2 protein-coding genes are annotated in these 17,698 nt (G+C 32.0%); both read right to left on the reverse strand.

What is annotated here, in order from left to right; all coding sequences use genetic code 11:
• Window positions 1-11: 11 nt before the first annotated feature.
• Complete coding sequence (locus ACMC9J_RS04335; protein WP_019268788.1) at window positions 12-2,330, reverse strand: DEAD/DEAH box helicase; 2,319 nt, start codon at window positions 2,328-2,330, stop codon at window positions 12-14.
• A 139-nt stretch (window positions 2,331-2,469) separates the two neighbouring features.
• Window positions 2,470-17,349, reverse strand: coding sequence for a beta strand repeat-containing protein (locus ACMC9J_RS04340; RefSeq protein ID WP_427003606.1), 14,880 nt, complete (start codon window positions 17,347-17,349; stop codon window positions 2,470-2,472).
• Window positions 17,350-17,698: the final 349 nt, after the last annotated feature.

The following is a 17,698-nucleotide window of genomic DNA, read 5'->3' on the forward strand; positions in this document are numbered from 1 at the left end:
CTTCAGTTTTCCTACAATAATTTTTTTTCCTTAATCTCATTTTGGAAATATAAATACTTGGAATCAACTACTTTTCGAATATTTGCTGCTGTTTTTTTACCGATACCTTCAACTTCCTGAAGCTGACTTTCAGAAGCATTAATAATATTAGCTACTGTTCCAAAGTGCTCCAATAAATTTTTAGCATTAACCGGACCTATATTTGGAAGGGATTCTATTATAAACAGCTGCTGTTCCCACAAGTTAACAGGTTTTTTATCAGTTCTTATCTGAATTGGTGTTTTTTCACCACTTTGCTCTCTGATAGCTATTCTTTTAATCATAGCTGCAGTATCCTGAGCGTTTCTTGTTGGTATAATACTGATTCCAAAGTCAAGAGCTATTGAAGCTATTGAACCTCTAATTGCATTCGGATTAATCATACCATTGTACAAATCATCCCCTTCAAGAATAATTAAAGGACGTTTAAATTCCTCCATTAAAGACCTTGCCTGTTTAAACAGTCTTTTGTCAACAATTGAATCAACAAAGTCTTTAGCTGTTTTACGTTCTATAACAACTTCATCACTTACCTGATAATCACCAACAGCCATTGCCTGAACTTTAACATCAATTTCCATTTCAGACAAATGACGTATGACCTTTGAATTACCTTCACGAGTATCTGCAAAAACAACCGGAAGTTCTTCCTTTTTGGGAGCAGGATCTAAAACTTTTACTCTTTTTTCATTTTCCATCCTTTCAATAGCATTGGAATTCAACTCTTCCAATACCTCGGGATCAATTAACTGACGTTTCATTCTGCGTTCTTTATTAATTGAAGCCCAGTAATAACCTTCATCTCTGGTTCCATTTGTAATAAGAACTTTTACACGACCTGAACGTTTACGGCCTGTTCTTCCTCTCCTTTGAATCATTCTAACTTCAGAAGGAACAGGTTCATAAAGAATAACCAAATCAACAGCAGGAATATCAATTCCCTCTTCAGCTACACTTGTTGAGAGAAGTACATCATATTCACCAATTTTAAAGGCTTTAATGATTTCTTTTTGTTCCTTTTGAGTTAATCCCTTTTCACCATCTCTTGAAGCCTGACCAAAGAACTTGGCAGATTTAATTCCTTCTTTTTCAAGTTTCTGATGAATCATTTCAAGAGAATCCCTATACTGAGTGAAAACCATTATTTTTGAAGATTTCTGGTCAGCATCTTTAACATACCTCTCAGACTGCAATTTGGTTTGACCATTTTGCCCCAATTCTTTTTTAATGATATCAGTTACTTTTTTAAGTTTAGGATGTTCCAAACCATGTTTTTCAGCTTCTCTTGCAAGATAAATAGCCTTGCCAAAATTAGGATCCTGAATTAATGATTTGGCAGCTTTTGTTTTCTTTTTACGTAATCTAGCTACATATTTGTTAAATGTAACTACTCCCTGTGTTTCAATAAGTTCCTGAGAATGCTGTATATTGATAACTGCACTCAAAATTGAAATAGCCTGGAAACATTCCTTTTTAGGATTTACAGTTCTTGCAATTGCACTTTGAACTCTTCCTCTTGCTCTCAATATATCTGTTTTGTTAACAGAAACTGTTCTAATAATTCCCATATTCTTAAGACCTTTAAGACGAACTTTAAGAGCTTTATCAACATGTTTTTTAATTTTTTCCAATTCAGAACTCATTTTAACCCTAACCCAATCGATTGCAACCGGATTAAAATAAGGCCTTACATCATAATCCTCTTCAGTTTTAACTACAATATTTTGAACATATAAATTATCACAAACTTCTTTTATTTTTTCTTTATCAGAACCTGGAGAAGCAGTCAGTCCTAAAATCAGGTTAAATTTAGATTCTTTAACATATCTTGAAGCCAAATATACATAAGAATAAGATCCAACACCGTGATGACACTCATCAAAAACAACTAAAGATACATCTTTTAGAGAATATCTTCCTTTCAACAAGTCAGATTCAACAGTTTGCGGAGTTGCACAGATTATTTGAGATTCTTCCCATCTTTTAACTCTTTCATCAGTTTTAACAGCACCTGTAATTGATGAACAGGGGACAGTTAAAAATTCCTTAAAAGTAGACTCGTGCTGTATAGCTAATGGTTTACTTGGAGCCAATACTAATATTTTAGAGTTTTTAACTTTATCCAATCTATCTGCTGCTACTAAAGTAGCTACTATAGTTTTACCTAATGCCGTAGGTGCAACAATCATCGTATTTCCTTTCTTTAACACATCGGCAGCTAAAACCTGTTGATATAACCTAGCTTCGATAGAATCGGATTTTATTAATGGGTGGTCAATATAATGTGCCATGATAGAACATAGTAACTGAATGTTTATAAATGTTTAATAAGAGCATGTGAAAACTAATCAAAAAGTAGTGTAATTTAATTTTAAAGTAAAGAACTTGTTAAAAAAAAGAAAAAGGAGAGATTAATTAAAATCTCCCAAATTAAGATATTATTATTGTGTTTCCTGTTTGGAAATCATTCCAGTAAGATGTAATAATGTATTTTCCACTCATTAATCTCATAGCTAATGAAGCAACACCATTTTCATCAGTGACTTTATTATAGAACACACCATTTATGTTAAATGTTACATTTTGGTTAGCTAATGGTTTACCTTGACCATCTAGTGTTTGTGCAGTGAAGTTACTGCCATCTTCATGAGTCATATTAAGGTCACTGGTAACTAAAGTAGGTAAAACAGTTATATTGTTACCTACAGCTAATCCTTCATATATTGTTGTAATGATATATTCTCCAGGTCTTAAACTGATTCCCAAACTTACTACACCTTTATCATCAGTGCTTCTAGTATAGAATACTCCATGAATGTTGAAAGTTACAGTTTTGTTTACTGCTAAGCTTCCGTTTTTATCATAGATAGTTGCCTCAAATTTGGAAGCGTTTAAGTAATATTTGGTTAAGTCATTTTGCACGATTAATGATTTTACGGTTATGTTAAATCCTTGTTCTTCACCAGTTACAGGGTTGTAAGCAGTTAAAATATAATTTCCAGGTCTTAACATAATACCTAACTCAGCAATACCATCATCATTAGTAGTTCTATTGTAGAATACACCGTGAATGTTAAATCTGACAGTAGTGTTAACTAATGCTTTTCCATCACTGCCAATGAATTTAGCATAGAATTTAGTATCATTTTGATACATTTTAACTAAATCTTTAGCTATGATACTTGGATTAATAGTAACAGTAACATTTTTGGAGATTTTACTGTAGATATCAGATCCATTATAAGTTACAGTTACTGCATATACATTGGAATCTAAATTAAGACCCATAGATGCAGTACCATTATCATCAGTAGATTTAGCATAGTCCACACCATTAATATTGAAGTATATAGTAGCATTAACTATTGGTTTACCTTGAGAATCTGTTAATTTAGCAACTAAACGGGTTCCGTCATGGTAAAACATTACAACATCATTAACATCTAAGTTTACATTTGGAATTACAGTTATGTTTCCTTTTTTAGTCATGGAATCATATTTAGCATCACCAGAGTAAGTTGTAGTGATATTATGATTTCCAGCACTTAAAGCAGGAATATTTACTTTTGCAGTTCCGTTAGTTACATTTGCAGTGTATTTTTTACCGTTGATTTCAACAGTGACTGTTCCAGTTGCATCTTTAGGTAAATCCACACTAATAGTAGAGTTTACTCCTTCTTTAAATTCAGGAACAGAAACATTCATGTTATAATCAGTTACTTTAGATACAACTACAGTTGCATTAGCTTTGTTTTGTGCATATTTGTCATCAGCGAAAGTAGCTGAAACATTATAAACACCAGCACCTAAACCAGAAACAACAACTTTAGCAGAACCATTACTAATTACAGCATTATAAACATCTTTACCAACACTAACAGTAACATTACCTGAAGCGTCTTTAGGAACGTTTACTATAATAACAGCATCTTCTCCAACTTTAACATCACCAGGAACAGTAATGTTCATATTATAGTCAGATATTTTGGATACTGTGAATTTGGTTGTGTTCTGATTAGCATTATAATTGTTGTCTCCATCGTATTTAACAGTTACAGTGTAATTGTTTGCTTTAAGATCAGCTATTGTTTTAACTGCTTTACCATCTACAATAGCTACAGTGTAATCTTTACCGTCAACAGTAACAATCACATTACCTGTAGCATCAGAAGGCACATTTACACTTACTGTTACATTTTCACCAACTTTAATGTCATCAGCATTAACTGCAACAGTTGAGTTTAATTTATTAACTTTGAAATCACCGTTTTCATCAACAGCAGCATAATTATCATTTCCTGCCCAAACAGCAGTAAATCCATAAGTACCTGCAGCTAATTTAACACCAGTTAAAGTACCTTTACCGTCAGTAACATTCACAACATAGAATTTACCATTAACAGTAACAATTACATTACCATTTAAAGGAGTACTGTTAACACCAGTTAAGGTAGCTTCAATAGCAAATTCATTGCCGTAATTTACATCAGCAATAACAACACCTAAAACAGGTTGTGCTTTATCAACAATTACAAATCCGTCAACTACAACATCATTATATTTATCATCACCACCGTATTTGACACCAACAGTGTGATAACCAGCAGTTAAATCTTTAACAACTTGTGTAGCTTTACCATCAGTAATATTTGCAGTATATGGAGTTCCATCAACAACAATAACTACTTTACCAGTAACATCAGCAGGTAAAACAGCTTCAACAGTTAAATCTTCACCAAAGACAATGCCATCAACAGTTACATCCATAGTAGGATCAACTTTAGACACAGTAAAACTGGAAGTAGCAACTACAGCATTATAATTGTTATCACCAGAATATTTAACAGCTACATCATAAGTATCAGCTTTAAGACCAGACACTTTTACATTAGCCATACCATTGATAACAGTTCCATTGTAATTTTTACCATTTACATTAACAGTTACATTACCAGTAGCATCACTAAGTAATTTAACAGTAATAACAGCATCTTTCCCAACTTTAATGTCACTAACAGCAACATCAATAGCAGAATCTACCTTATTAACATTGAATTTACCGGAATCACTAACTGCATTATAATTATTATCACCTGCAAATTTAGCAGTGAAATCATAAGATCCGGCAGCTAATTTAACACCAGTAACATTACCTTTACCATTAACGACGTTTACAGTGTAATCTTTACCATTAACAGTAACAATCACATCACCGGTTAAAGGAGCATTATTAACACCAGTTAAAACAGCATTAACAGTAAATACATTACCATAATCTACATTATTAATAATAACATTTAAAGCAGCATCTGCTTTAGCAACATTAACAACGTCAGTAAATTCAACACCAGTGTATTTATCATCACCAGCATATTTAACAACTACAGTGTAATCACCAGCAGCTAAATCTTTAACAACTTGTACAGCTTCACCATTATCAATAGCTACATGATAATCTTTACCATTAACAGTGATAACTACTTCACCAGTAGCATCACCAGGTAAAACAGCGTTAACAGTTAAATCTTCACCAAATACAATGTTATTAACAGTTACATCCATATCAGAAGTTATTTTAGATACACTAAATTCAGCACTGCCTGTTGCTCCATTATAATTGTTGTCACCAGCATATTTAACAGCTACAGTGTAATCACCAGCTTTAAGATCAGATACAGTTGCACTAGCTACACCATTTTCAATAGCTGCAGTGTAATCTTCACCATTTACAGTAATAACTACTTCACCAGTAGCATCATTAGCTAATTTAACACTAATAACAGCATCTTCCCCAACTTTAATATCACTAACCGCAACATCAATAGCAGAATCTACTTTATTAACTTTGAAATCACCGTTTTCAGTAACACTAGCATAATTATTATTTCCTGTCCAAGCAGCAGCAAAACCATAAGTATCCGCAGCTAATTTATCACCAGTTAAAGTACCTTTACCATTAATAACATTCACAACATAGAATTTACTATTAACAGCAACAAGCACATTACCATTTAAAGGAGCATTGTTAACACCAGTTAAGGTAGCTTCAATAACAAATCCATTGCCATAATCAACATCAGCAATAACAACACCTAAAACAGGTTGTGCTTTAGCAACATTAACAACACCAGTAACTTCAACACCAGAGTATTTATCATCACCAGCATATTTAACAACTACAGTGTAATCACCAGCAGCTAAACCACCAATAGTTTTAATAGCTTTACCATTATCAATAGTTGCAGTATATGGAGTTCCATCAACAGTGATAATTACTTCACCAGTAGCATCAGCAGGTAAAACAGCGTTAACAGTTAAATCTTCACCAAAGACAATGTCATCAGCAGTTACATCCATAGTAGGATCAACTTTAGACACAGTAAAGCTGGAAGTAGCAACTGCATCATTATAATTGTTATCACCAGAATATTTAACAGCTACATCATAAGTATCAGCTTTAAGACCAGACACTTTTACATTAGCTATACCATTAACAACAGGTCCAGTATAATCTTTACCATTTACATTAACAGTTACGCTACCTGTAGCATCACTAAGTAATTTAACAGTAATAACAGCATCTTCGCCGACATTAATGTCACTAACAGCAACATCAATAGCAGAATCTACTTTATAAACATTGAATTTACCAGAATCACTAACTTCATTATAATTATTGCTTCCTGCGAATCTAGCATTGAAGTTATAAGATCCAGCAGCTAATTTATCAGCATGGAAAGTACCTTTACCATTAACAATAGCTACAATGTAGTTTTTACCATTAACTGTTACAATTATATTAGTATCTAAAGGAGCATTATTAACACCAGTTAAAACAGCATTAACAGTAAATACATTACCATAATCTACATTATTAATAATAACATTTAAAGCAGCATCTGCTTTAGCAACATTAACACCTTTAGTAACATCAACTGCATTATAATTGTTATCACCAGCATATTTAACAGAAACAGTGTAATAACCAGCGTTAATACCAGAAACAGTTGCACTAGCTACACCATTTTCAATAACTGCAGAGTAATCTTTACCATTAACAGTAATAACTACTTCACCAGTAGCATCAGCAGGTAAAACAGCGACAACAGTTAAATCTTCACCAAATACAGCACCATCAACAGTTACATCCATGTCCGGAGTTATTTTAAGTACACTAAATTCAGCACTGCCAGTTGCTCCATTATAATTGTTGTCACCAGCATATTTAACAGAAACAGTGTAATCATCAGCTTTAAGATCAGATACAGTTACAGTAGCTTCACCATTTTCAATAGCTGTAGTGTAATCTTCACCATTTACAGTAATAACTACTTCACCAGTAGCATCATCAGCTAATTTAACACTAATAACAGCATCTTCACCAAAGTCAATAGTATCAACAGCAACATCAATAGATGAATCTACCTTATTAACTTTGAAATCACCGTTTTCAGTAACAATATTGTAATTATCATTTCCTGCCCAGACAGCAGCAAAACCATGAGATCCAGCAGCTAATTTATCACCAGTAGCAATACCTTTACCATCAGCAGCAACTTCAACAGTATATTCTTTACCATTAACAGTAACAATCACATTACCAGATAAAGGAGCATTATTAACACCAGTTAAAGTAGCTTCAATAACAAAACCATTACCATAATCAACATCAGCAATAACAACACCTAAAACAGCATCTGCTTTAGCAACATTAACAACTTCAGTAACTTCAACACCAGAGTATTTATCATCACCAGCATATTTAACAGATACAGTGTAATCACCAGCAGTTAAATCTTTAATAGTTCCAGTAGCTTTACCATCAACAATAGCTACAGGATAATCTACACCATCAACAGTGATAACTACTTCACCAGTAGCATCAGCAGGTAAAACAGCGTTAACAGTTAAATCTTCACCAAAGACAATGCCATCAACAGTTACATCCATAGTAGAATCAACTTTAGACACAGTAAAGCTGGAAGTAGCAACTGCATCATTATAATTGTTATCACCAGAATATTTAACAGCTACATCATAAGTATCAGCTTTAAGACCAGACACTTTTACATTAGCCATACCATTAACAACAGGTTCAGTATAATCTTTACCATTTACATTAACAGTTACACTACCTGTAGCATCACTAAATAATTTAACAGTAATAACAGCATCTTCCCCAACTTTAATGTCACTAACAGCAACATCAATAGCAGAATCTACCTTATTAACTTTGAAATTGCCGGAATCACCAACATCATTATAATTATCACTACCTGCGAATTTAGCAGTGAAATCATAAGTACCAGCAGCTAATTTAACACCAGTAACATTACCTTTACCATTAACGACATTTACAGTGTAATCTTTACCATTAACAGTAACAATCACATCCCCATTTAAACCAATAGCATCTACACCAGTTAAAGCAACATTAATGTTAAATGCGCCATAATAATCAACATCTGAAATAAATACATTTAATGCAGGGTCAGCTTTAGATACAGTTAATAAAGCATTGCTTACACCAGGCAAGTATTTATCATTACCTGCAAATACTGCAGATATAGTATAATCACCAGCATTTAATTCACGTAATGGAAGTTTTGCAAATCCATTTTCAACAGTTACAGGATAAACTTTACCATTTACATTAACAGTAACTACTGAACCGTCAATATCAGAAGGTAAAGTGATTATAACAAGTCCGTTTTCACCAAAAGTAATATCTTCAACATTTATTTTTAAGTTAGCTAAAACTTTATCTACTTTAAAGACTGTTGAATTTTCAGCAGCTACATAATGATTATCACCAGAATAACTTGCAGATACTTCATACTCATCAGCAGTTAAATCTTGGAAGTAGAATTTAGCTTCACCATTGTAAATAGGCAATATATAATCAATACCATTTAAAGTTAAAGTTATAAGACCAGTTGCATCTTTAGGTCCGGTTACAGTAATTATTTCAAGATCTCCAACAGTAATATTTAATGCACCGACAGTTAAATCAGGAGTTGCTTTTGATATATTTAACATACCTGTTTTAATATTAACATCTGATCCGTCATAAACAATGCCGACTGTTTTACTACCAACATCTTTTACTTCATAAGATGCAATATAAGAACCATTTCCTAAACTATTTGCTATATACTCAACATTATCAATAACGAAGAATAATTTTTGACCAGCTACAAGAACACCATCAGCAACAACAGTAGCATGTAAAGTTACAACATCACCGTAACAAACATTTACAGTTTTATTATCTAAAACAGTTACAATTATTCCACCAGTACTTGAAATAGTATTTATATCACCAATATTAATAATTGGAGCTTTGTTTTCAGTGTAATTACTATACTTGTTACCATTAATACTTAAGATACCTTCCTTATTGTAAATCTTATTATTGTAAATAATATCTCCAAATTGTGCTTTATTATTGTCAAATTCTGAACCGGAAACTGTTAAATCACCAAGATTATAAATAGCTCCAGCATAAGAATCTGCAGTATTGTTTACAAATTTAGAAGAATCAACAGTAGCGATAATTTTAGTATATTGTGAATCAAATCCAATAGCTCCAGCAGCAGTAGTAGCTGTGTTGTTTATAAAGTTAGAACCGTCAATATCAACAGTTCCTTCATTAATCCAAGCAGCTCCACCATATTGAGCTTTGTTATTAGTGAAATTAGAGTTAACTATTTTACCTGAAACAGGTATATTATCCTGAGTTACTATAAGTGCTCCACCATTATTGTCATTAGGACTCATATCACCTTTACCAAATGCTGAATTGTTATCAAATACAGAGTTGGAAATAGTGTAATTAGATGCCCATACAAACATTGCTCCACCATATAAAGCTGTGTTGTTAACAAATTTAGTTCCATCTACACTAATAGTGTTTATAGCACTGCCAGATACTCCACCAGTTGCAGCTAAAGCTCCACCCCAACGGCCAGAGTTATTAACAAAGTAAGAATCACGAATAGTAGCATTACCAATAGTAGTTACAGCACCAACTAAACGATCACCATTTACATAGTTTTTAATATTGTTTGTAAAGTTAGATTTTGAAATATCTAATTTAGCATTTTCCCAGTTGTAGATAGCAGCTCCACCATGATCAACACCAGCAGAACCACGATTAAGAATATCATTAACATCAAATACAGAGTTAGTAACAATCAATTCACCATTGTTTAATACAGCACCACCATAACTATCAGCAGCATTATCTTTAAATGTAGAATTATCAACAGTTAATTTTGCACCATTCTCATTCAAAACAGCTCCACCTTTTGATGCTGTGTTTTTAGTGAAGTTTGAATTTGTAATCTTTGAATCAACATTTGTAAAAATAGCTCCAGCAACAGGTGCTTTATTACCTACAAATGAAGAATTATTTATTGATACAACTAAATCTTTAACACTTGCACGAGAAAAGCCAACAGCTCCACCTTCAGCAGTAGCTATGTTATTTTCAAATACGGAATCAGTAATAGTTACAAATCCTTTATTGAAGTAAGCAGCACCACCATATTGAGCTTTATTATTAGTAAATTTAGAACCGGAAATAGTACCAGTGATTGGTTCATTGAATTTACTTACTTGAGATACAACAAGAGCACCACCATTATTATTATTTGGAGTCATATTACCTTTACCAAACGCAGTATTGTTATCAAATACACAATCAGCTATATTGTAATTAGATCCCCATATGTAAACAGCACCAGCATATAAAGCAGCATTATCCCTAAATATAGTATTAGATACTGTTAAAGTACTTGAATTTTTCCTTAATTCAGCACCAGTAGCTGAAATAGCTCCACCCCAACGGCCAGAGTTATTAACAAAGTTAGAACCACTAACAGTAGCATTACCAATAGTAGTAATAGCACCAACTAAATTATCACCATTCTTATAATTCTTAATATTATTAGTAAAATTAGAATTAGTTACTTTTAATGTGCCCTCTTTCCAATTATAAATCGCTGCACCACCATAATCAACACTAGCACTACCACGATTAACAATATCATTAGAATCAAATACAGAATCAGAAACAACTAATTCACCATTGTTGAAAACAGCACCACCATAACTATCAGCAGCATTATCACTTAATTTAACATCACTTAAAGTTAAAGAACCATCATTATAAATAGCTCCACCCTTATCAGCTTTACCATTAATCAAAGTAGCATTAGTTAAAGTAACAGTAAATCCTTCACCAATACTGAAAATCCTACCTAAATTCTTAGCATCAATAGTATGACCTTTACCATCAATTTTAATATTTTTATTAATAACTACACCATTTACAAAGTTAGCAGCTTCATCATCAGTCATTACAACATTTTGATTAAGAGTTAAAGTACCGGTAACAAGACCAATAGCATTTTGCAAATCAGTGAAATTCTCAATACCTAAATCAAGGTTGCCTCCAAAGCCAACATAATTAAATATGGCATCAGGAGCATTGTTAACAAATTCAGTATTTCTAACAGTTAAATCTTTCACATTAACTATAGCACCACCATAGGATGCGCTATTGTTAATGAATTTAGAATCGGAAATTAAAACTTCAGGATTACCATTAACAGTATTAATATCAATAGCTCCACCTTCAACATCAGCAGAGTTATTAACAAATTCTGAATCCGTAATTTTAATGTTACCTTCACAAATATCAATAGCTCCACCATATTGAGCTTTATTATTGGTAAATTTAGAACCAGTAATAGTTCCAGCAATAGCTTTATTAGTATCAGTTACTTCAATAGCTGCTCCATTGTTATTATTAGGAGTCATATTACCTTTACCAGATGCAGTATTCTTATCAAATACACAATCAGACACAATAAAGTCAGATCCCCATACAAAAATACCTGCACCATACAATCCGCCATTCTCTTTAAAAGTAGAACCAGATACAGTTAAAGTATTTACATCATCACCAGCAATCAAAGCGCCAGAAGTAGTAATAGCTCCACCCCAACGGCCAGCATTATTAACAAAGTAAGAATCGGAAATTGTAGCATCACCAATAGTAGCAATAGCACCTACTAAACGATCACCATTCTTATAATTCTTAATATTGTTAGTGAAATTAGAACCAGATACAGTTAAAACACCATCATACCAGTTATAAATCGCTGCACCACCATAATCAACACTAGCAGAACCACGATTAACAATATCATTAGAATCAAATACAGAATCAGAAACAACTAAATGACCATTGTTGAATACAGCACCACCATAACTATCAGCAGCATTATCACTTAATTTAACATCACTTAAAGTTAAAGAACCATCATTATAAATAGCCCCACCTTCAGCAGCCCTACCATTAATCAAAGTAGCATTAGTTAAAGTAACAGTAAATCCTTCACCAATACTGAAAATCCTACCTAAATCTTCTGCACTAATAGTATGACCTTTACCATCAATTCTAATATTTTTATTAATAGTTACACCATCTTTAAAGTTAGCAGCTTCATCATCAATCATTGCAATATCAGAATCAAGAGTTAAAATACCATCAACAAGATTTATAGCATTTTGCAAATCAGTAAATGTTTCAATACCTAAATGTAATTCTTTAGAGTTATGAATAGCTTGTGGAGTATTATTAACAAATTTAGAATTTTCAACAGTAACTACAGGATTATTTATTGCAGAATCAATATCAATAGCTCCACCTTCAACATCAGCAGAGTTATTTTCAAATAATGAATCAGAAATTGCAATATTACCCTCACAAATATAGATAGCTCCACCATATTGAGCTTTATTATTAGTAAAGTTAGAACCAGTTATAGCTCCAGTAATATCTTTACCAGTATCAGTTACTACAATAGCTGCTCCATTGTTATTATTAGGAGTCATATCACCTTTACCAAATGCAGTATTCTTATCAAATACACAATCAGACACAATAAAGTCAGAGCCAGCTACAAAAATACCTGCACCATATAATCCGCCATTTTCTTTAAAAGTAGAACCAGATACAGTTAAAGTATTTACATCATCATCAGCAAGCAAATAACCTGCAGTTGAGATAGCTCCACCCCAACGGCCAGCATTATTAACAAAGTAAGAATCGGAAATTGTAGCATCACCAATAGTAGCAATAGCACCAACTAAACGATCACCATTCTTATAATTCTTAATATTGTTAGTGAAATTAGAACCAGATACAGTTAAAACACCATCATACCAGTTATAAATCGCTGCACCACCATAATCAACACTAGCACTACCACGATTAACAATATCATTAGAATCAAATACAGAATCAGAAACAACTAAATGACCATTGTTGAAAACAGCACCACCATAACTATCAGCAGCATTATCACTTAATTTAACATCACTTAAAGTTAAAGAACCATCATTATAAATAGCCCCACCTTTATCCGCCTTACCATTAATTAAAGTAGCATTAGTTAAAGTAACAGTAAATCCTTCACCAATATTGAAAATCCTACCTAAATTCTTAGCATCAATAGTATGACCTTTACCGTCAATAACAATATTCTTATTAATAACTACACCATCTTTAAAGTTAGCAGCTTCATCATCAGTCATTGCAATATCAGAATCAAGAGTCAAAGTACCTCTAACAAGACCAATAGCATTTTGCAAATCAGTGAAAGTTTTGATACCTAAATCAAGATTTGCTACTCTGAAATTATAAATGGTATCTTTGGAATTGTTAGTAAATGTTGAATCAACAACTGTTAAATTATAATAGTTATATATAGCTCCACCATATTCTGCAGAGTTACTATCAAATTTAGAATTAATTATTTCTACAGCAGGTTTATTTATCTGTGAATCAACAGCAATAGCTCCAGCACAATACTCCGCAGAGTTATTTACAAATATTGAATTTTTAATTGTGATTTTTCCTTCACAAATATCAACAGCTCCACTGAAATGAGCTTTGTTATTAGTAAAGTTAGAATCAGTTATAATACCAGTAATATCTTTACCAGTATCAGTTACTACAATAGCTGCTCCATTGTTATTATTAGGAGTCATATCACCTTTACCAAATGCAGAGTTTTTATCAAATACACAATCAGATACTGTAAAGTCAGACCCTGCTACAAAAATACCAGCACCATACAATCCACCATTCTCTTTAAAAGTAGAACCAGATACAGTTAAAGTATTTACATCATCACCAGCAAGCAAATAACCTGCAGTTGAGATAGCTCCACCCCAACGGCCAGCATTATTAACAAAGTAAGAATCGGAAATTGTAGCATCACCAATAGTAGCAATAGCACCAACTAAACGATCACCATTCTTATAATTCTTAATATTGTTAATGAAATTAGAACCAGATACAGTTAAAACACCATCATACCAGTTATAAATCGCTGCACCACCATAATCAACACTAGCAGAACCACGATTAACAATATCATTAGAATCAAATACAGAATCAGAAACAACTAAATGACCATTGTTGAAAACAGCACCACCATAACTATCAGCAGCATTATCACTTAATTTAACATCACTTAAAGTTAAAGAACCATTATTATAAATAGCTCCACCCTTATCCGCTTTACCATTAATCAAAGTAGCATTAGTTAAAGTAACAGTAAATCCTTCACCAATACTGAAAATCCTACCTAAATTCTTAGCATCAATAGTATGACCTTTACCATCAATAGCAATATTCTTATTAATAACTACACCATTTACAAAGTTAGCTGCTTCTTTAGCAGCCATTGCAACATTTTGATTAAGAGTTAAAGTACCTGTAACAAGACCAATAGCATTTTGTAAATCAGTAAAAGTCTTTATATTTAAATTAAGATTACCTCCAGCACCTACCCAATTAAATATAGTATTAGGAGTATTGTCAATAAAAGTAGATCCTTTAACAGTTAAATCATGTACATTGCATATAGCTCCACCAACTGGTGCACTATTGTTAATAAAATTAGAACTGGAAATTGTAACTTTAGGGTTACCATTTGCAGCATTAATATCTATAGCTCCACCTTCAACATCAGCAGAGTTATTAATGAATTTTGAATTTAAAATTTTAATGGTTCCTGCACAAATATCAATAGCTCCACCATATTGAGCTTTGTTATTGGTAAATTTAGTTTTACTTATAGTTCCAGTAATAGCTTTATCAGTATTGGTTACTTCAATAGCTGCTCCATTATTATCATTTGGAGTCATATTACCTTTACCAGATGCAGTATTGCTATCAAATACACAACTAGTAATCGTGAACTTAGAACCTTCTATAAATATACCTGCACCGTATAATCCTCCATTTTTACTAAATGTAGACTCACTAATACTTAATTCATTAACTTTCTTACCAGGTAATGAACTGCCTGAAGTAGTAATAGCTCCACCCCAACGGCCAGAGTTATTAACAAAATAAGAATTTTGTGAAATTGTAGTTTTACCAAGAGAAGTTACAGCACCAACAACATAATCCCCATTTTTATAATTTTTAAGGTTGTTGGAAATAGTACTATTTTTAATAAATAATGTACTATCATACCAGTTATAGATAGCTGCACCACCATAATCTTCAGAGGCAGAAGAAGTACGTTTGGTTATATCATTATTATCTACTATACATTTTTGAATAGTTAAAGTTCCTTTGTTGAATACTGCACCACCCATAGTAGCAGCAGTATTGTCTTTAAAAGCAGTGTTGTATGCATATACAGAACCAGTATTATATATTGCACCACCAATATCAGCATTACCATTAATTAAATTAGCATTATATATATTTAATTTATCAGCTGTTGAGGTAACATTAAATATCCTACCTAAATTATTAGCATTAATAGTAAAACCATCACATTTAAGATTAACAAGATGGTCAACAACAATACCATTTACAAAGTTATCAGCTTCACTATCTAACATAGTTACATTAGAACTTAAATGGATATCACCTTCAACCATGTTTATAGCTTTTTGCAAATCAGTAAAGGTTTTAATTTCACCTATGTTTAAAGTACCTGTATAATACATATAAACCATATTATTAGTAAATGTTGTATCATCATCAATATTTAAAGTATATCCACTATAAATAGCACTACCTTCTTTTTTTGCAGAGTTATTGGTGAATGTGGAATTTTTAATATCTAAAGTAGCTTTACCTGTTTTTCCACCTTCATATACAGCACCACCTTGATTGGTTGCAGTATTGTTTATAAAAGTACAGCTGTCAACACTGGCACTGGAAACACCATTATTATCATCTCCTAATCTATAAGCAGCACCATTATCTGCAGTATTGTTTATAAAATTACAATCAGATATTGTACCTTCACAGCCATACCATGTAAGAAGAGCACCTACATTAGGATTTCCACTTCCATAACCAACACCTTTATTGTTGGTGAAATTGGTTCCGGATATTTTGAAAGTAGAACCTATAACATTTACAGCTGCACCTTGGAATGCTCTATTTGCATCAAATACTGAATTTTCAATGATAATCTGATTTTTACCTGCGCTAGTGTAACCTAAAGAAGTTACAGCACCACCATAACATCCGCTGTTATTTCTAAAGTAAGATTTTGAAATTTTAGTATATCCTGTTGCAACTACTACACCATCTACAAGATCTCCAACATTATTGTCACGAATAACCATGTTTTTATGGTTATTAATTATTTGTGAATTAGAGATTAATAATGAAGCACCATTATCTGCATAGATAGCTGCACCTCCATTGTCAATATTTTGACTTCTGAATTGCACATCATTTCCATCAAAAACAGAACTGTCTACAATACAAGTTCCAGTAGTGTAAATTGCACCACCATATTTATAGACAGTATTGTTTTTGAAATTCACATTATTTACAATTAAAGTAGAACCATCAAAGTAAACAGCCCCACCATTACTTACAATTCCTGAACTATCAGAAACAGGATTTGCATTAATTAAAGTCAAATCATTTAATGTTAATGTAACAGAAGAATCTTTTACTACAAAAATACTTCCATGACCATTAGCATCAATTGTATGACCATTTCCGTTAATTATAGTAGTCTTTGTAATAGAAATACCATAATTATCCTTTTCATCATCTCCGTGTTTGACATCATAATTAAGCTCAAATACATTTTGAGAATTATCAATGTCTGTTTGTAAAGATGTGAAATCTTTTTGTGCTTGGTAAGTATCATTAGTATTAATAGACACATCTTCAGCAGAAACTGCAGACATGCTTAAAAGTACTAATAAAAGAACTAACACACCAATATTCTTTTTTAGACTCATGAGATTTTTCTCCTTTTCTAAAAATTACAATTAAACACATTAAAATTTAAACTGAACTAACAAATAGTTAGACAATGTATATATCTTTAACACAACTTATATAAAACTACCTATTTAATATGAATAAATTAAAATATAACATAATCAATCAAATAGTTAATCAAACAAAAAACCATTTTTAAAATATAAAAATGAACAAAATTAAAATAAACCAAATAATAAAAATAAGTAAAAAAAGGTATAGGATTAATAAATAAAAATTAAATTATGTGTAAAAAATAATATTAAAAATAATACTAAGTAAACAAAATATATATTAAATAGCTAAAATTTAAAAAACATGATTAAA

This window comes from Methanobrevibacter intestini, assembly GCF_047402955.1.
GTDB classification, from domain to species: Archaea; Methanobacteriota; Methanobacteria; order Methanobacteriales; family Methanobacteriaceae; genus Methanocatella; species Methanocatella intestini.